This is a genomic window from Aeromonas sp. R10-1, assembly GCF_040908465.1.
Taxonomy (GTDB): domain Bacteria; phylum Pseudomonadota; class Gammaproteobacteria; order Enterobacterales; family Aeromonadaceae; genus Aeromonas; species Aeromonas caviae.
Map to the genome: position 1 here is coordinate 334,969 of NZ_JBFODT010000017.1, position 17,262 is coordinate 352,230.

Annotated in this window: 15 protein-coding genes; all 15 read right to left on the reverse strand. The window is 63.6% G+C overall.

The window, feature by feature from the left end:
• Positions 1 to 3: 3 nt before the first annotated feature.
• Positions 4 to 1,044 (reverse strand): rod shape-determining protein, encoded by a 1,041-nt coding sequence (locus tag AB5Y93_RS08400; protein ID WP_005308111.1) that lies wholly within the window; start codon positions 1,042 to 1,044, stop codon positions 4 to 6.
• A 216-nt stretch (positions 1,045 to 1,260) separates the two neighbouring features.
• A complete protein-coding gene (locus AB5Y93_RS08405; protein ID WP_167825712.1) occupies positions 1,261 to 5,619 on the reverse strand; it encodes a DUF6701 domain-containing protein in 4,359 nt (1,452 codons plus the stop codon).
• A gap of 25 nt (positions 5,620 to 5,644) precedes the next feature.
• Entirely contained in the window at positions 5,645 to 6,112 is a 468-nt protein-coding gene (locus AB5Y93_RS08410; protein WP_236752740.1) for an MSHA biogenesis protein MshP, read from the reverse strand.
• Positions 6,102 to 6,959, reverse strand: coding sequence for a PilW family protein (locus AB5Y93_RS08415; protein WP_167825711.1), 858 nt, complete (start codon positions 6,957 to 6,959; stop codon positions 6,102 to 6,104). The genes AB5Y93_RS08410 and AB5Y93_RS08415 overlap by 11 nt, the downstream gene beginning before the upstream one ends.
• Positions 6,959 to 7,537: a prepilin-type N-terminal cleavage/methylation domain-containing protein gene (locus AB5Y93_RS08420; RefSeq protein ID WP_167825710.1), complete on the reverse strand. Its 579-nt coding sequence runs from the start codon at positions 7,535 to 7,537 to the stop codon at positions 6,959 to 6,961. Before AB5Y93_RS08420 ends, AB5Y93_RS08415 begins: the two co-directional genes overlap by 1 nt.
• Positions 7,524 to 8,003, reverse strand: coding sequence for a Tfp pilus assembly protein FimT/FimU (locus tag AB5Y93_RS08425; protein ID WP_368229167.1), 480 nt, complete (start codon positions 8,001 to 8,003; stop codon positions 7,524 to 7,526). The genes AB5Y93_RS08420 and AB5Y93_RS08425 overlap by 14 nt, the downstream gene beginning before the upstream one ends.
• A 64-nt stretch (positions 8,004 to 8,067) precedes the next feature.
• The gene (locus AB5Y93_RS08430; protein WP_041214309.1) at positions 8,068 to 8,526 is read right to left on the reverse strand and encodes a prepilin-type N-terminal cleavage/methylation domain-containing protein; all 459 of its coding nucleotides are present in this window, start codon (positions 8,524 to 8,526) and stop codon (positions 8,068 to 8,070) included.
• A gap of 19 nt (positions 8,527 to 8,545) precedes the next feature.
• Positions 8,546 to 9,205: a type II secretion system protein gene (locus tag AB5Y93_RS08435; protein ID WP_041212210.1), complete on the reverse strand. Its 660-nt coding sequence runs from the start codon at positions 9,203 to 9,205 to the stop codon at positions 8,546 to 8,548.
• Positions 9,206 to 9,281: 76 nt separating this feature from the next.
• Positions 9,282 to 9,740: a hypothetical protein gene (locus AB5Y93_RS08440; RefSeq protein WP_201969621.1), complete on the reverse strand. Its 459-nt coding sequence runs from the start codon at positions 9,738 to 9,740 to the stop codon at positions 9,282 to 9,284.
• 191 nt (positions 9,741 to 9,931) lie between these two features.
• Positions 9,932 to 11,152, reverse strand: a complete 1,221-nt coding sequence (locus AB5Y93_RS08445) for a type II secretion system F family protein (protein ID WP_043154386.1) — start codon at positions 11,150 to 11,152, stop codon at positions 9,932 to 9,934.
• A 47-nt stretch (positions 11,153 to 11,199) separates the two neighbouring features.
• Positions 11,200 to 12,912: an MSHA fimbrial ATPase MshE gene (gene mshE, locus AB5Y93_RS08450; protein WP_043154387.1), complete on the reverse strand. Its 1,713-nt coding sequence runs from the start codon at positions 12,910 to 12,912 to the stop codon at positions 11,200 to 11,202.
• Positions 12,913 to 12,986: 74 nt separating this feature from the next.
• On the reverse strand, positions 12,987 to 14,123 hold the full coding sequence (locus tag AB5Y93_RS08455) for a tetratricopeptide repeat protein (RefSeq protein WP_102949026.1): 1,137 nt from the start codon (positions 14,121 to 14,123) through the stop codon (positions 12,987 to 12,989).
• Positions 14,120 to 15,010, reverse strand: coding sequence for an ExeA family protein (locus AB5Y93_RS08460; RefSeq protein WP_010672622.1), 891 nt, complete (start codon positions 15,008 to 15,010; stop codon positions 14,120 to 14,122). Before AB5Y93_RS08460 ends, AB5Y93_RS08455 begins: the two co-directional genes overlap by 4 nt.
• A 151-nt stretch (positions 15,011 to 15,161) precedes the next feature.
• The gene (gene mshL, locus AB5Y93_RS08465) at positions 15,162 to 16,838 is read right to left on the reverse strand and encodes a pilus (MSHA type) biogenesis protein MshL (RefSeq protein WP_368229168.1); all 1,677 of its coding nucleotides are present in this window, start codon (positions 16,836 to 16,838) and stop codon (positions 15,162 to 15,164) included.
• A gap of 70 nt (positions 16,839 to 16,908) precedes the next feature.
• A complete protein-coding gene (locus AB5Y93_RS08470; protein WP_048209253.1) occupies positions 16,909 to 17,238 on the reverse strand; it encodes an MSHA biogenesis protein MshK in 330 nt (109 codons plus the stop codon).
• Positions 17,239 to 17,262 lie beyond the last annotated feature (24 nt).

Genomic DNA, 17,262 nt, shown 5'->3' on the forward strand with positions numbered 1-17,262 from the left:
GTCTTATTCGTAGTGGAACAGATCGCCACCGTGCATATCGATCAGCTCCAGCGCCTTGCCACCGCCACGGGCGACACAGGTGAGGGGATCTTCAGCCACGACGACCGGGATGCCGGTCTCTTCCATCAGCAGACGGTCGATGTCCTTGAGCAAAGCTCCACCACCGGTCAGCACCATGCCGCGCTCGGAGATGTCGGACGCCAGCTCGGGCGGGGATTGCTCCAGGGCCACCATGACGGCGGAGACGATGCCGGAGAGCGGCTCTTGCAGCGCTTCCAGGATCTCGTTGGAGTTCAGGGTGAAGCTGCGGGGCACACCCTCGGCCAGGTTGCGACCGCGCACTTCGATCTCGCGCACCTCTTCGCCCGGATAGGCGGAGCCGATCTCGTGCTTGATGCGCTCGGCGGTGGCTTCCCCGATCAGGCTGCCGTAGTTGCGACGGACGTAGCTGATGATGGCTTCGTCGAACTTGTCGCCACCGATACGGACGGACTGGGAGTAGACCACGCCGTTCAGGGAGATGATGGCCACTTCGGTGGTACCGCCACCGATGTCCACCACCATGGAACCGGTCGCTTCGGAGACCGGCAGGCCGGCACCGATGGCGGCAGCCATGGGTTCATCGATCAGGTAAACCTCGCGGGCGCCGGCGCCCAGAGCGGATTCCTTGATGGCGCGACGTTCCACCTGGGTGGAGCCGCAGGGCACGCACACCAGCACGCGCGGGCTGGGGCGGAAATAGTTGTTGTCGTGAACCTGTTTGATGAAGTGCTGCAGCATCTTCTCGGTCACGTAGAAATCGGCGATCACGCCGTCTTTCATCGGGCGAATGGCGGAGATGTTACCCGGGGTACGACCCAGCATCTGCTTGGCGGCATGACCGACAGCAGCGACCGATTTGGCGTTCCCGCGCTCTTGGCGAATGGCGACAACTGAGGGTTCGTTAAGGACGATCCCTTGATCTTTTACATAGATCAGGGTGTTGGCAGTTCCCAAGTCGATCGACAGATCGTTGGAAAAGACGCCTCTGAGCTTTTTGAACATGGCTACGGGAAATCCTAAGAATTTGGAGGTGCAGAAAACCGGCTAACTTTACCAATGCCCACCCCAATGGGCAAGCGCTCAAACTGTCGCCAATCAATCAGGCGCGACAAAAATGCGAGTCATCACTCACCCGCTCAGGCCGACAAACACTACGAAACAAGGAGATAAGACGCCACTGTACAGCAATGCGTCTATCTCCCCGTGTCAGCCCGGGTGTCAGGGCATCACTTCGCGGCGATAAATAATCCGATCATTGCCCCGATCCCGACCAAAAATCGCCTCCCCCTGCAGATGACCCGTCGTGGCGGGATCCGCCAACCAGACGGGTTGGGATGGCTGTTGCTCCAGCACGATCCGATAGGGAATGCGCACCGCCTGATTGGGTGGCGCGAAGTGGAACCGGGTCTCGCCTGCGTCGAAACCGACCTGAGTACCGCCCGGAGCCACATTGCCGAGACCAAGGCGAATGCGGGTACCGTCTTTGAGGATCAGATCCCCCGTCGCGGAGTCATAGCGTTGCTCCGCATCGGTAAAGACGATACCACCTCCCGCCAGGGAGATCTGGGTACAGATATCTTGCGAATTGGCTCGCCTATCTTGCGAATTGGCTCGCCACAGGCCCCCTTCGAAATATTGCACCTGCAGGGGCAGCGCCAGCGGGGCGCTATCGACCCCCTGACGGGTGCTGGCGAGCAGCCGGCCGTAGTAGGCGATCATGGTATCGTCCGATCCCTTCGGAATGGAGAGCTGTTTGGCGGTGCAGTTCACCCCGCTCTGGCAAGTGCCGCTGACGGACGGATTCATGTTCCGACCGCTGAGGAAGCTGGTCTCAGGAGTCTCACCGTCCGTCACTCTGAGCCCTAGTCGCAGGAGCGGCAAGGGCTCTTCCGGTGCGGTCAGGCTAGGGGTCAGTTCGCGCAGCCGCATAAAGCGGGTTTGACCTGACTGCTTGCCTGTTCCTTCGGTCCAGCTGGCGGCCAGCGGCGCCAGCCGATTGGATCTGTCCACCCCGTCCTGATTGTTGGCGGCCACCAGGGTGAGGGCCCCCCTGGCAAAGGCATCACGGTAGTTCCTCGTGACACTCCCTTCCTTGTTGCGCGCCTCCACCACCGTCTGTACCCCGAATGGCTGGCTCATATAGCTGAAACCGCCGCAGGCCGGGGTGACGATGCCGCTCGTCATGTTGAAGTCCCAGGGTACGAAGCGCCCCAGCGGCACGCTGGTGGCGGGAGGGATGGTGTAACCGAAATAGCCCGTTGATACTGTGCTTCCCTCTGGCGACGTTGCCACCGGTGGCGTCGCCTTGATCCTGAAGACCCCGACCTCGTTGAGACTGAGGGCGGGGGTATTGAGGCCGGCACTGGCTGCAACGTGGCTGTACCTGGTCGGAGTGACCTGGGCGGCCACGCCCCCCTGAGGGGCCACCAGCTCGCTGGTCAGGGCGATGTCGGACAACACGAAGTTGGGGGTGGTGCCATTGCCGGTGCAGATATCCCTATCGCTGTCGCTCTGCCACGCCATGGCCTGGATATTGAGCGAGAAGCTGTCTCCCGTCCTCTTGAACACAGGGCAGGTGATATCACCTGCCGCGCAGGCCCCCTGGGTGGGCGTGATGCAGAGCCCCACCGGGCGGCTGACGAAGAGATCCGACCCTGTCATCACCAGTCCTGCGGTATCACCGCTGCCATCATGGCGGGCATTAAGCCGCATCTGGCCTGCATCCGGATAGCGAACACTCTTCAACGTCGCCTTGCCTTGACCATCGAAGGTCAAATTGAGGGTTGTCGCCGCTGGCGAGACTACATTGGCGGCATAAGTCGAAATCGTCTTGCCATCTATCGCCATCTGACTCCCGGCCGAATTGTCATTCGGGGTGACATACGTTCCCCAGAAGCCGACCGAACGCTCACCGGTAAAACCGGGGACACACTGCTGGGTCGCATTGTCCTTTTTGACGGCACTGATCACTACATCTTGGGGCCTGTTGGCCAGGGTATCCGGCACATTGAACAGGAAGCCGCTGTCGGCAAAGCTCAAGGTACAGGCGGCGGTGCTCAGGGCACCACTGCCGGCGCGGCACAGGGTGGTACTCAGGGGTTTGGTGGACGGCGTCGAGCCGCTCACTCCCACTGTGATGGCCGTCGCCAGATTGTTGCGCAGCTGCAATTTGGCGGTGCCGTTGCTGAAGGTCACGGTAGCGGTGTTACCGTTGTAGCTCACCTGGCTGTCGGCTATCCAGCCGTTGCTGCCATTCTTGAGGGGGGCCAGGACGGCGCTCACCGGGTCCGTGAACAGTTGGCTGCAACTGGCGTTGGCGCAGGCCCGGATGGTGAGGGTCTCGGGGTTGCAGGTCAGGGCCTGACCGGAGTGATCGAACTCGAAGTGATCGATCTGGGTCCCCACCGGATTGGATTTGAGGGCGCAGATCCGGACGTTGTCGAGCTCATGGTAGTTCGTCACAGAACCGGTGGAGCCGGTGAGCGACAGCAGGAAGTTGGCGGGCACCGCCGCCTGCCCCGTCTGGTTCACCATATTGATGGGCCCCACCAGCATGGTGTAACCCGAGCCCGTGTTCCGCTCAACCGACGCAAGTGAACTGCCGGCAGTGCGCGAGTCAATGGTGATGCGGTAACGATGGGGGCGGTTGCCATTGGTTCCGCTGTCCACTGCCGGGCTCAGGTTGCTCGCCGTTCCCGCCAGATAGCGATAGCCCGAGGTCCCCGAGCTGGCACCGGAGCCACGAATGGAAACGGCCTGAGGACGAGACCCGGGATTATAGGAGCCCCCCTCGTTGGCATAGTTGCCGTATTCGTCGATACCGACCCCCATCCAGCCGCCGGCAAAACCGCTGATCCCGGTCTTGAAGCCATAACCCAGCGGGCCACCGAAGGCGCCGGGCTGGGGCGTGATCGTCGCATCGGAGAGCACCACCGCCATCCCGTCCGCCCCGCTCGAGCCGGAGGTCTTGTAGGCATACTGATCGAACTCGATAGTCACCAGATTGCTGGCCCCCGGGAAGAGGCGCTGGAAGGTCGCAGAGGTGGCCTGGTTGGTCGTATTCTGGGTCAGCCGCAGGCGACCGTTTTGCAAAGAGGGCAAGGTGCTGCCATTGCGTTGAGCCACCACCCAGTTGCTGCTGAGGGTACTGGCGGAGAAGTCGTCGCTAAAACAGGTCAGTGGGTCTTCACACATGCCCGGCCAGTCGCCGTTGAAGGGCTCGTGGATCACCTGGCTGTTGTTGGTCATGGAGACGTTCACCGCCGACACGGCACCGGTCAGCACGGCCTGGCCACTCATGGCCAGATCCCCGGCGTTCACATAGAGAATGGCGTTGAGTTTGGTATTGCCGCTCATGGTGACCTTGCCGAAGTGATACATCATCAGGTCGTTGGCCTTGCCCCCCGCATTGACCTCCATCTGGTCGCTCAGGGCCAGATCGCTCTTGATGTACAACCTCGCGGCACTGCCGCTGTCAAAGATCAGCCTGTCGTTCTGGCCGAGCTCCATCTTGTCTATCCAGTGGTTGCCGCCACGGAAGTAGAAATTGATGTTGGAGGTGCTCTGGTGTTTGAACGTCTTGAGGTAGCTGGCCTGCAGATACCCGTTGAGGGTACCGTTGCCGCTCACCTCCAGGGTCTGGTGAAGCAGAAGCGTCAGATCGCTGCGACTCCCTGCGGCGGAGATCCGGCTCTCGTTTTCCATCTTGAGCCCATAGACGGCGAGGGAGCTCTGCCCCTGGAAGGTCATGGCACTGTTGCTCTTCATCCCCAGGCTTTTGATAAACCAGTCCCCTGCCCCCATGAGCACGCTCTGGCCACTGGCAGAGACCTCCATGGTGACCTTGTCCAGGTAGTGCGGCTGGAAGACGGCAGTCCCGGTATTGCCATTGCCCGAGACCTCAAGGGTGCTGTAGACGGTGACCCTGGCGTCATTGAGCTTGCCCTGACCAGTCACCGTCAGATCGTTCACATGAAGGTCTCCCGACCCGGTGACGCCACTGTTGTAACCATTCTTGATGGTCATCTTCTGGGCATAGACGGTCGCACCGTTGAGGTTGATCATCGCCCCTTCGCTGATAGACAAGGTATCGAAGCGATAGGTCTGGCCCGATTTCAGGGTCGCCACGCAGCTGTTGCCCCCCCACGAGGCGTTCTTGTAGTCACCGGCAGCAGGGGAGATGACCCCGTCGCAAGCGAGATCATTTTTCCCGCTGTAGGAGGGGAAGCCCCCCGGGTTGGCCGGAAACGCGTCGGGGTCGCTGATGAAGGTCACATCCTTGAGCGGGCTGGCAAGGGCGCCGCTGACGTTGCAATTGGAGACCCAGGTGCCGTTGTTCCAGAAACCACCGTTGTTGCAGTTGGCGTTGGGCTGGATGTTTTTGGTCAGGAAGGGGTAACTGGCCCCCACTGTGGTGCTGATGATCTTGCTTTCATTGTTCATGCTCAGCACGCCGGGGGAGGCGTGGCTCTGCACCGGGAAGAGGAAGGCTTCGGTACACTGGCTGGCGGCCTGCACCGAGGTGGATCCCAGCAAGATCCACAACAGGGCGCCGCGAAGAGGCTGGCTGGACTTCATGGGGTCTGGCTCCTTGGCAGGGGGCTCATGGCGTCGCTCCATCAAAGGCTTCCGCCACCAGGGTGCGGCTGACGGCAAAATCGGGGTTCGGGCCACTGCCGGCATCGGGCTGGCCACAGCGCCCTTCACTGCTGAATCGGTATCCAGTTTGGGTCCCGCCGGCCGCACTCACCGTCACCCTGTTGCAGGTGATGCTGGCCTGACACCCGGCAAGCCCGGGCTCGGTGAAGTCGAGCGCCACGGGGACGCACCGGCTGGCCTGCCCCTGCCACTCCCCATTGGGATAGAGTCGGTACAGTGCAACTTCCAGACCGCTCTGGGCCGCCATCAGGGCACGCACGCCGCGCACCTCCACCGTATGCTTCTCGCTGCTGTCCACCAGGAAACGCCCCATGGCCGCCGCCAGCAGGGCCATGATGACGATGACAAAGAGCGCGATCAGGATGGCGCTGCCCCGCTGGGACCTCACCATGGAGGGAGTGTCAGGGCACATTGAGGGTCTCCAGCTTGTGGTGGAAGACGACGCCCTCGTCGCGCTGCTCGAACTCCAGCCGCAGCCCCACCTCGCTCTGGTTGAAGGCGGCTGGTTCCCGATAGAAGTAATAGCGCGCGGGGCGGATATGCTCGGCCATCAACCGGGTGGTCTCGCTGCTGCTCAGGGTGTCGTCGAGGGGCCTGGCCATGCGCCAGAGGTTGCCCCCTCTCACGCAATAGAGCACCTGCTGATTCGCAAAATAGATGCGCTGGCCCGGCGAGTCCTTGGCGAGCGCACCAGCCAGGGTCAGCGGCACGGCCCCGGAGACGGGAGTTCCTACCTCGGTCACTCTGGCAGTGCAACGCCCCTGCACACACCCCTTGTCCAGCGTGATGGTACTGCCAGAGGTCGTGTCAGGCAGCGGATAGATGATGGCCGTATCTTCCTTTGCCGGCATGGTGACTGGCTCGACGATGCGAAGCACTGTGCTGCTCGCCGTCTCCAGGTAGCGGCCAGCGGTGGCGATGGGCCAGAACCGCAGACAGGCCCCCTGCTCCTGGGCACCGCCCCCTTCGTCCTCGACCCGCACCGAACCGGGGACCGCGTCGCGCACCTCGCGATTGAGCCGCTCCAGGGCGAAACGGGCATCGCTCATCAGTTGCTCGCGGCGGCTGGCATCTCCGTAGATCTGGGTACCGATGCCGATAAACTGGCTGGAAAATGTCGCCATCACCCCGAGCAGCAGGATCACCATCACCAGCTCCACCAGGGTGAAGCCCCCCTCACGCCCGGGTCGAACGCGGTAACAGGCGAGTCTGGCACATGGGTGTTCCCACGCGGCATCACGGGAATGTGGCTTGCCCATCAGTAGTTCCCCCGATAGAGGCCGAAGACCAGCTCGCTCCCGTCCGGCAGGCGCACGGTCAGGGTGATGCGCTTGCCGATGGACTCGGCCCCCTCCCCCGCGCTGCCAAAGAGGGTGTCCGGCACCACCGCGATCTTCACCTGGTAACGCCGATACTCCTCCTCGCTGCTCGCGGCCGAGGCCGAGGCCTGGGTAAAGTAGCTGGCGTCCACCCAGCGGCCTGCCGTGTCGAAATCGTCCACGTCGTTGAACCCGTAGGGGCGGGTCTCGCCACCATCGGGACCATAGTCGGCGCTCGCCGTGCAGGGGGGATAGGTGAAGGCGGGCACACCGGCCGTTTCGCCGCAGCGAAAACGACCGCCGTTGTGATCGGAATGCTCGTCGAAAGACTTCTCCAGCATCTCGCCGAGGATGCGCTGGGCGAGCTGGGCGGCACGTACCTGCTGCACCGGGTCCACCGCCTGGGGAGCCTGATTGATAAGCAGCCCCAGGATGCCGGTCAGGGCGATGGCCAGCAGCACGATGCCGACCACGAACTCGACCAGGGTGAAGCCGCGGCGCGCCTTAGGGGATCGCATGGATATAGCCTTCCGGCTCGATGCGCAGCCGGGCACTCTCCTGGCCGCTGCTCACCACCAGATTGCAGCCATTGATGCAGCCAGGCCACAGGGGCCTGCCGCTGCGCTTGTCGAAATGGAATGTCCCCTGGGGGGAGAATTGCAGGTTGCCGGACGCCTGCACCAGGCGCCCGCGACGCTGCTCATTCCCACTCCAGCCCGAAATGGGGGCAGGCGCACAGCTCGCCCCGGTCAGATGGCCAAAACGCCCCGCCTCCAGCACCAGCTGGGTGCAGCGCGCGTCCCCTTCCTGCATGTTCATGGTCTGCACCAGCCGCAGCCGGGCCACCAGCTCGTCACGCAGGGTATGGGTTTCAAAGCCGCCTTTGCCCAGCCATTTAGGCACGGCAAAGGCGGCCAGAATCCCGAGCAACAGGATCACGATCACCAGTTCAATCAGGGTGAAACCATCACTTCGTGCCGCCATGACACAGCACTCCTTGGGAGGAAGATGGAGAGAGACCCTCTCTCCATCTTGATTGAAATTGACCTTACTTACAGGCTGTCACTTCAGAGGTCGGCAGGGATACCGAAGTAGCCTGGGTATAAGTGACGAAGCAATCGGTCGCGGTGGAGGAAGAAATAGCGGCCGGGAAGATCAGAATGCTGCTTGCACCGGAAGTTTTATAGCTCCAGTCACCAGAGCTCAGCTCGAGCACTTTGGAAAGATCATCCTGGGTTGCCTTGGGGTAACCAAACGCGATCCCCACGTTGACACCATTGCCTATGTCCAGCGTTTCGGATTCGGCAGCGTCTTTACCTGCAATGACGGCTTTGCTGTACACCATGGCGCCAGCAGAATTCAGGGAGCCCTCAACGCCTTTCAGGGTAGAAGTGCGCGCATCATCCTGTAGATTCAGGAACTTGGGTGCGGCGGTGACCGCCAGAATGCCCAGAATGATGATCACGATGACCAGTTCGATCAGGGTAAAGCCCGATTGCTTTTTCATTACGTCTTTCCTCGGTTTATCAATTGATATGGGTGGTCACCTGGCCGGAGGCCGGGCGATAACTGAAACTCATGAACGCATCCGTGCTCCCTTGCGGGTCCTGATAACGTCCATCACTTCCCTTGCTCAGGCTGTTGACCAGATAGTAACGGCAGACCGAATCCAGTCCATTGTTGCTCACCGTGGCATAGAACTTCAGGTCATTGCCGCTACCGCGCACCTCGTCAAAGCGGGCAGTAGCCTTGGGAGGATTCTGCAACAACCCCTCCCAAATATTGAGGCAGCGGGCCGCCGTCAGGCTGGCCGGATCCACATCGGGCGTGCCACTTGCTGCCGTGTCCATGGGATACCCGGGAGAGAGCTCGCCATTGCTGACCTGGCTGTCGGTCGGCGTGGTCAGATAGAAACGCGAGCCGTCATAGAGCACGGTGTTGAGCCCATCCTGCCTGGCACGCCCTTCGGCCTCCCACTGGGCCCGCACCAGGGACACCCCGGTGGCGAAACCGCCGGACACCCCTTCCACGCTCGCCTTCTTCGCCTCGTCGGTCACATCGAGAAAACGGGGCAAGGCGGTGACGGCCAGGATCCCCAGGATCACGATGACGATCACCAGCTCAATCAGGGAAAAACCGGCCATCCGGCCAAGCGCCCTAACGGGTCTCACTCTCTTTGCTGCCATGCTGCCTCCGTAATGGTCCGCATTATTTCATGCGGATAGAAAAAAATCATGTCAATGAAATACTTGAAGCACCCAATCAGGGGCGGGCCACCACCCGGCCATCGGTGAAGCTGTAGTGCAGCCAGTGTCCTTCCTGGCCAAATTCACACCCGTCGCCTCCTTCGCTGGCAAGGGCCTGCCAGGATGAGAGCCCCTCATCGTGCCCCAGCAGGGCGAGCCAGAGCTGACGGCAATCGGCCGATGGCGACTGGCGCGGCAGCACCGCCAGAGGCCAGCCCCGCTCATCGAACTGCCAGGCTGTGCCCTCGGCATGGAGCACCGACGGACGCCGCTCGTCGAGCCAGCGTCCGTGCAGGCGCTGGGCCCGCTGTGCAAACTGCTCACCGAGCAGGCTGGCGCTGATGGCCAGCGCCTCTTCCCTGTGATTGCGATAGCTCATGACCAGGGTCGTGACGATGACTGCCAGCAGGATAAAGACGACGACCCGCCGATATCCCCCCAGCCAGTGCTCATCCTGCTCGGACTCTCTGCTCATGCTCTTTTATACCTTGTTCTCTGTGCCCGGCACGGGCGGCATCCGGATGACCGTGAAGATACTGCTTACTGGCCGCGCACCGCTCTCATCATGTCCCACCATCAGGGGAGTGAAGATGCTGAACCCTGTCACTGGCCGCGCACCGCTCTCATCATGTCCCGCCATAAGAGGAGTGAAGATGCTAAACCCTGTCACTGGCCGCGCACCGCTCTCATCATGTCCCACATGGGAGTGAAGATACCCAGCGCCAGCACCAGTACCATGACCGCCACTATGCCGATGAGGATGGGTTCGATGCGGGCGGTGAGGCTCTTGAGGTCATAATCCACCTCACGCTCGTAATACTCGGCCGCTTCGTGCAGCAGCTCGTCCACCTGGCCGGTCTCCTCCCCCACCGCGATCATCTGCATCACCAGAGGGGTGAAGAGGCCGCTGGCCCCGGCGGTGCGCAGCAGGCTCTCCCCCCGCTCGATGCCGCCCCGCATGTCGCGGATCTGCCCCGCCATCCAGGCGTTGTCCACCGCATCGGCCACCAGGGTCAGCGCCGTGTTGAGCGGCACGCCAGCCTTGAGCATCATGGAGAAGCTGCGGGCAAAACGGGCAAGCAGGGAGCGCTCTATGATGGAGCCGACGATGGGCAGCCGCAGCTGCCATCTGTGCCAGGTCAGCCTGCCTTTGGTGGTGGCGACCCAGCGTCGCCAGCCGACGACGGCGCCCACCAGGATGGCGAGCAGCAGCCACCAGTAGTGAACGAAGAAGTGGGAGGTGGCCAGCAGGATCCGGGTCGCCAGCGGCAGCTCCACCCCGAACTTGGCAAACATCCCGGCAAAGACAGGGATCACCATGATGTTGAGGATCACCATGGCGACGGCGATGGCAATCAGCACGAAGGTGGGGTAGCGCATGGCGGTCTTGATCCGCTTGCGGGTCTCCAGCTCCAGATCGAAATAGTTGGCGAGCTGCAGGAAGGCCTCCTCCAGCTGACCCGTGTTCTCCCCCACGTGGATGATGGCCACGAAGAGGCTGCTGAACACCTTCGGGTGCGACTGCATCGCGCTCGACAGCGGCCGGCCGTTGGCCAGATCCTCCCCCAGGGCGTGAAGCGCCCGCTTGAGGGGCTTGCTGTGGGCGCTCTCCTCCAGCCCCGCGATGGCGCGCAGGATGGGGATGCCTGCCCGGGTCAGGGCATACATCTGGCGGCTGAAGACCACCAGCTCCTCCAGCTTGACGCTCCCTTCCAGCAGCAGCGACCAGTCGATGCTGGCAGACCTGGCCTTGCCGGCCTTCAGCTCGGTGGGCATCACCCCGCGGCGCATCAGCTGCTCGGCGGCGGCCAGTTCGCTCACCGCTTCCACCACACCGCTGACGGCCTGGCCCTGGCTGTCACGCCCCTTGTAGGCAAAACGGTTCATGGGCGACCCCGGCAGAGTGATTCAGTACGATCCAGATGCTTCATGCGTTACCCCAGGTCCTCGGCCAGCCGAAGCACCTCGTCCACCGAGGTGATCCCCTCGCGGGCATAGTCGAGCGCCGTCAGGGCCAGGGGGCGGTAGTGCTCGTGCGCCCGCGCCGCCCGGGCAAACCCCTCGGCATCGTTGCGGCGCAGGGCATCCATCATGGATTGATCCAGCTCCAGCAACTCGTAGACCCCGATCCGGCCCGCATAGCCGGTGAAGTTGCAGCTCTGGCAGCCCCGCCCCTTGCGATAGCGATGCTGCCCCGGCGCTTCACCGGAGAGCACGGAGAGCCAGGTGGCCTGCCCCTCGTCCGGCGCCGTCTCGCAGGCGCAGTGTTCACACACCCGCCGCACCAGGCGCTGGGCCACCACGGCCCGCAGGGCGCTCGCCACCAGATAGCCGGGCGCCCCCATGTCGATGAGACGCAGAGCGCTGGTCACGGCGTCGTTGGTATGCAAGGTGGTCAGCACCAGGTGACCCGTGATGGCGCCGCGCAGGCCGATCTCCACCGTCTCGTTGTCCCGCATCTCCCCCACCAGCAGGATGTCCGGATCCTGGCGCAGGGTGGAGCGCAGTACCTGGGAGAACGTGAGCCCTATCTTGGGATTGACCTGCACCTGGCTGATGCGGGGCAGGCGGTACTCCACCGGGTCTTCCACCGTGATGATCTTGTGGCTGGCCTGGTTGAGCTCGGAGAGGGCACCGTAGAGCGTCGTGGTCTTGCCGCTGCCGGTCGGGCCCGTCACCAGGATCATGCCGTGAGGACGTTTGAGCTGACGACGAAAGCGGGTCAGGATGGCGGGCGGCATCCCGGTCTCGGCGAGCGACAAGATGCCGGAGGATTGATCCAGCAGCCGCATCACCACGGACTCGCCATACTGCACCGGCATGGTGGACATCCGCACATCCACGTCGCGGCCGCGCACCTTCATGTTGAAACGGCCATCCTGGGGCAGACGCTTCTCGGAGATGTCGAGCCCGGCCACCAGCTTGAGGCGCAGCACCAGCGCCTGGGCGATGCGCACCTCGTTGAGGATGTTCTCGTGCAGCACGCCGTCGATACGCTGGCGAATGCGCAGCACCTTCTCGTCCGGTTCGATATGGATGTCGGAGGCACCCACCTGTACCGCGTCCTCGAACAGGGAGCGCAGCAGCTTGGCCACCGTCGCCTCCCCCTCGTCGGTTGCGGCATTGAGGCTGCCGGCCCCCAGCTCGAAGCCGGTCTCCTGGTGCTCTTCGTGCAGTTGCACCGCGAAGTTCTCTATCTCCCGGGTGCGGCGATAGAGGCGGTCGAAATACTCCAGCAGCTGGCCTTCACGGGCCACGGCCAGCACCAGCTCCCGCGGGCTGAGCAGGGCAGCGATGGCGTCGAGGGCGCTCAGATCCGCCGGATCCGACATCACCACGGTGACCTTGTCGTCGCTCAGGTTGACGGCCAGCGCCCGGTAGCGGCGCGCCTGCACCTCGGGCAACAGCGCCACGGCCGAGACGTCGATGGTGAGGTTGTTGAGATCGAAGAAGGGCACATCCAGCTGACGGGCGAGGAAGGTCAGCAGTTGCACCTCGCTGATGAAGCCGAGATCGATGAGGGTGGTCCCCAGCTTGCGGCCGGTCTGGCGCTGCTGCTGCAGGGCGAGCTGCAGCTGATCATCCGAGATGATCTGTTCCTGTACCAGCAGGTCGCCTAGGCGCATTTTCAGTCTGGGTTGTGCCATTGTTGCTCCGATCTCTGTTGCTTCACGCCCGCTGCCTGGTCCGATGGCATGGGCTCATCGAACTGCCGCTTTAATCAATGGGTCAGTTGGCCAATTCGTTGTTCAAGCCATTGGGTGGAGGCCTCCCCCAGATTGCCGTGCAACTGGGCATTGCGATAGGCATCCAGTGCCCGCTGACGGTGTCCCTGACCATCCTCCGCCACCCCCAGTCCCAGCCACCAGCGCCCCTGATCTGGCTGCTGGCGCAGCAGCCTGACGTACATCTCGGACGCCTGGACAGGCTGCCCCAGCTCCTGGGCAAGGCCGGCCCAGGTGGCGTAATAATCCAGATTGCTGGCAATATCGGGCTGATAGCCGGTGAGCCAATCCAGCGCCTTCTGCCGATCCCCTCCGCTGATGGCCACACGGGCCAGCAGCAGACGCAGGTCCGCCTGCGCGGGATCCAGCCTCAGCCCCTCTTCCAGCACCTGGGCGGCCTCGGTCAGCCGTCCGGCGCCATAGAGCAGGCCCGCCAGCTGTTCCCGCGCCCCCTGGTTGTGGGGATCGTGGGCCAGCACTTCGTAGTAGCCATCCTGCGCCTCCTGCATCCGTCCCTTGGCCATGGCCGTGGTCGCCTTGCGCTCGGCCAGGGTGGCCAGCTCGGCGTCGGAGAGTTCCACCGTCTCGATCTTCAGGATCCCGGGTTTGCGCGGCGCGGCGGGTGCAGGCGCCTCTTCGGCGCTCTGCTCCGCGGCCAGCTCGGCATAGAGGTCCGGCTGCAGCTCCTCGTCGCTCGGGATCGTCTCGTCCCCCAGCGCTTCCTCCGGATTGCCCTCATCGGCGAGCACGGCCTCATCGGCCGGAGCCTGCTCGGCTGCGGAGGGGGCCACTCTCGCGGCGGTCGACTCGGCACTGGCAGCGGGCACCTTTGCCACTGGCGCGGCGGAGGAGACCGCCTGCGTGGTGGCCACCACCGCCAGGGGCGCGGATGGCGCCACCGCAGGGGCGGTGCGGGGGGCCTCGACCTGCGCCGCTGGCAGGGAGGCTCGCTGGCTCTGCTGCCAGAAGATCCAGGTGCGCCAGCCGAGGATCCCCAGGGCCAGGGTACACAGCAGGGTCAGCACCAGCATCCACCAGCCTTGCTGGCGCACCGGCGCCACATAGACGGCGGCTCCCTCGGCCTCTTGCTGACGCCTATCCAGATCTTTCAGCATCTGATTGATCACGCTCATGACCAGACTCCATACGCCAGGGCGGTGCCCAGCAACAACAACAGGGGCCACCAGAGGGTGAGACGGCCACGGCGGGCATCATCGGTATCCCGGATGGCGAGCCGGACCAGGGCGCTGTCGATCCGCCGCACACCGCGACCATAGGCCAGCATCAGGCACTTCTGCGCCAGTATGTTGATGAGGCGGGGAATGCCGCGGGATGCGCGCCACAGCCTGCGCAGGGCGCGGCCATCGAACAGGGCGGCCCCGCGATAACCGGACACCTGCAGCCGGTACTCCAGATAGGCCCGGGTCTCGTCGAGCCGCAGCGGCCGCAGGCGGTAGGAAAAACCGATGCGCTGGCGCAACTGGCGAAGACGGGGCTGCCCGAGCCTGGCATCCAGCTCGGGCTGGCCGAACAACACGATTTGCAGCAGCTTGCTAGATTCGGTTTCCAGGTTGCCAAACAGCCGGATTGCCTCCAGGGTCTCGTCCGGCAGGGCTTGCGCCTCGTCGATCAGCACCACCACCCGGCTCCCCTGCCGATGCAGGGAGATCAGATGGCGGTGAATACGATCCGTGAGATCCAGCTCGCTCTCCCCCGCCAGCGTCAACCCCAGCTCCAGGGCCAGGGCCGTGCGCAGCTCCCCCGGAGTGAGATGGGGGTTGGGCAGCCAGGCCAGGCGCACCGGGCAGGCCTCGGAGCCGAGCTCGCTCAGCAGTTTGCGACAGAGCAGGGTCTTGCCGGTGCCGACCTCGCCAGTCACCTTGATGAACCCCTCCCCCTGGGAGAGCGCCCAGTTGAGCACCTGCATGGCCTCCTCGTGGGGGGGCAGGCCGTAATAGAAACCGGTGTTCGGGGTCAGGCCGAAGGGGGCCTCCCGCAGTCCGAAGTGACTCAGATACATGCATCCTCCCGGCCAGAGTCCCGGGCACGCAGCCGCAGACAGCCCCGGATCAGCGACATGGCGCCACCGCAGTCAGGCAGGGCAGAGTGGCGGCAGCCGGGAGGCGCCGCCACATGGGAGAGGGAGTGCTCAACAGGCGCGTCATCCCGGATCAGCCCTTGGGGGGATACCATTTGTCGAGCAGCTCGGAGGAGCGTTGCAGCTCTTTCTGCCAGGTGTTTTTTTCCACCACGGTGGGCTTGAGCAGGATCACCAGCTCCACCTTGCGGTTGCTCTCCCGGCGGTTGGTGAAGGCCTCGCCGACCCAGGGGATGTCACCCAGCAGGGGCACCTTGCTGACAATCTCCTGCCTGTCGGTCTTCATCAGACCACCGATGACGATGATGTCCCCATTGTTGGCCTGCACCACTGTATCGGACTCGCGGATGGAGCTCTTGGCCAGCGGCAACACCAGGGGATCGGCGGTGCCGACGCTGATGGTCTTGCTCTGCTCCTCGGTGTCGATGACGGAGGGGTGGATATGCAGCAATACCTTGCCCTGCTCGTCGATCTGGGGCGTCACGTCCAGGGCTATCCCCGAGAAGAAGGGGGTCAGCTCCACGTTCGGGGTGACGATGGGGGCCGAAGTCCCCGAGGTGGTGGTTGTGGTAGAGGCGTTGGTGACGAAGTATTCGTCCGTCCCCACCTTGATCACCGCTTTCTGGTTGTTGGTGGCCGTCACGCGCGGGCTGGAGAGGGTGTTCACGTCCCCCTGGGTCTTGAGCAGGCTGACCGCGACGTTGAAGTTGCCATCGGAGATGGTGAAACCGGCGCCGCCCCCCAGAGCCCGGAAGATCTGGTTGGGGGTCGAAGCGATGGGGCTGTCCATGAGGGAGCCGCCCCCCGTGATGCCCTTGCCGCCGTCCCAACTCGCGGAGAGGCCGCTCCAGTCCACCCCCTGCTCGTAACCCTCGTTGAGGGACACTTCCAGGATCCGCGCCTCCAGCACCACCTGGCGCTTGAGGTGTTCGCCGGACTGGTCCAGGAACTCGCGCACCGCCTTGAGCTCCTTGGGATAGGCACGCACCGTGACCAGGCCCGCCTGGGGACTGGTGATGACGGCCCGCCCTTCCCCTGTGCCGATCAGGGTCTGCAGGGCATCCCGCAGATCGGTCCAGTAGTCGTTGTTGCTGTCCGTCTCGATGCGGGTACCGTTGCTGTTGGTGTTGTTGTCACCGCTGGCGGTGTTGCCCTGGCTGTTGTTGTTGCCACTGTTGTTCAGGCCGTTGTCGAAGTTGTTGTTGTTGCCATTGTTGTTGTCGTTGGCCGTCACCCCGCCTGTGCTCACCGAGGTACGGGAGAGACCGCGCCGGGCCATCATCAGGTAGTTGACCGGAATGGTCTCGGTACGCAGACCGGCGGGATAGACGTGGAACACGTTGCCCTTGCGTTGCACATCGAAGCCGTACATGTCGCCGACGGTCGCCAGCGCCTCCTGCAGGGTCACGTCCTTGAGCTCTACCGAAATGACGCCCGCCACACCGGGATGGACCGCCACGCTGTAGCGGGAGCCCTTGAACAGGGAGCCGAAGAACTCCACCGCATCCACGTCATGGGCCGCGATGCGCATCCGCTTCTCGGGAATGGTCATCGGCTGCTGGGGACGATTGAGCTGCAACAGCTCGCTCTGCACCGAGGGCGGCAGGGAAGTCAGGGGGGCGGTCGGGCTCTGCTCGCTCATCGCCTGCTTGAGTGCATCTTTGGCCTGTACCGGCTCGGGGTGGCGATAGGTAGTGCAACCCGCCACCGCCAGCGCGAGGGGAAGCAGACAAAAATGGTGTTTTTTCATGTTATTCGTGCACCTGACTCGCTATGAAACTCGACAAACCTGGCCCGCACCATCCCGTGCGACACCCACTTCACATCCGGATCTTGCTGCCAAACAGGGTCAGTGTCTGGCGTTTGCCCGCTTTTTCCAGCACCACGCTGTCGGCGCTGATCCCCACCAGCCGGAATCCGTTGACCTGCTGGCCGACCCGGTAGCTTTGACCGTCGAGCACCGCCAGGGCGGGCCCGCTCCCCAGGATGACGCTCTGCAACCTGGGCAGACCGGCCTCCTTGGCGACACTCGCCGCAGAGCCGGATCCCGCTAGGGGCATGGTGGGATCCTGCAGCACCTCGGCCTGGGCCTGCAGCGCGAGCAGGCTCCCCCACAAGGCCAGCCAGCGCCAGGATGGGAAGGCAAAAATGCGGGCTCCCGTCCCGCCGACATG

Excerpts from the sequence above, each read along its gene's own strand:
- AB5Y93_RS08430 (WP_041214309.1), bottom strand. The coding sequence starts at position 8,526 with ATGAAAAAGCAATCGGGCTTTACCCTGATCGAACTGGTCATCGTGATC.
- AB5Y93_RS08420 (WP_167825710.1), bottom strand. The coding sequence starts at position 7,537 with ATGCGATCCCCTAAGGCGCGCCGCGGCTTCACCCTGGTCGAGTTCGTG.
- AB5Y93_RS08440 (WP_201969621.1), bottom strand. The coding sequence starts at position 9,740 with ATGAGCAGAGAGTCCGAGCAGGATGAGCACTGGCTGGGGGGATATCGG.
- AB5Y93_RS08425 (WP_368229167.1), bottom strand. The coding sequence starts at position 8,003 with ATGGCGGCACGAAGTGATGGTTTCACCCTGATTGAACTGGTGATCGTG.
- AB5Y93_RS08445 (WP_043154386.1), bottom strand. The coding sequence starts at position 11,152 with ATGAACCGTTTTGCCTACAAGGGGCGTGACAGCCAGGGCCAGGCCGTC.
- AB5Y93_RS08410 (WP_236752740.1), bottom strand. The coding sequence starts at position 6,112 with ATGTGCCCTGACACTCCCTCCATGGTGAGGTCCCAGCGGGGCAGCGCC.
- AB5Y93_RS08405 (WP_167825712.1), bottom strand. The coding sequence starts at position 5,619 with ATGAAGTCCAGCCAGCCTCTTCGCGGCGCCCTGTTGTGGATCTTGCTG.
- AB5Y93_RS08415 (WP_167825711.1), bottom strand. The coding sequence starts at position 6,959 with ATGGGCAAGCCACATTCCCGTGATGCCGCGTGGGAACACCCATGTGCC.
- AB5Y93_RS08460 (WP_010672622.1), bottom strand. The coding sequence starts at position 15,010 with ATGTATCTGAGTCACTTCGGACTGCGGGAGGCCCCCTTCGGCCTGACC.
- AB5Y93_RS08455 (WP_102949026.1), bottom strand. The coding sequence starts at position 14,123 with ATGAGCGTGATCAATCAGATGCTGAAAGATCTGGATAGGCGTCAGCAA.
- mshE (WP_043154387.1), bottom strand. The coding sequence starts at position 12,912 with ATGGCACAACCCAGACTGAAAATGCGCCTAGGCGACCTGCTGGTACAG.
- AB5Y93_RS08435 (WP_041212210.1), bottom strand. The coding sequence starts at position 9,205 with ATGGCAGCAAAGAGAGTGAGACCCGTTAGGGCGCTTGGCCGGATGGCC.
- mshL (WP_368229168.1), bottom strand. The coding sequence starts at position 16,838 with ATGAAAAAACACCATTTTTGTCTGCTTCCCCTCGCGCTGGCGGTGGCG.
- AB5Y93_RS08400 (WP_005308111.1), bottom strand. The coding sequence starts at position 1,044 with ATGTTCAAAAAGCTCAGAGGCGTCTTTTCCAACGATCTGTCGATCGAC.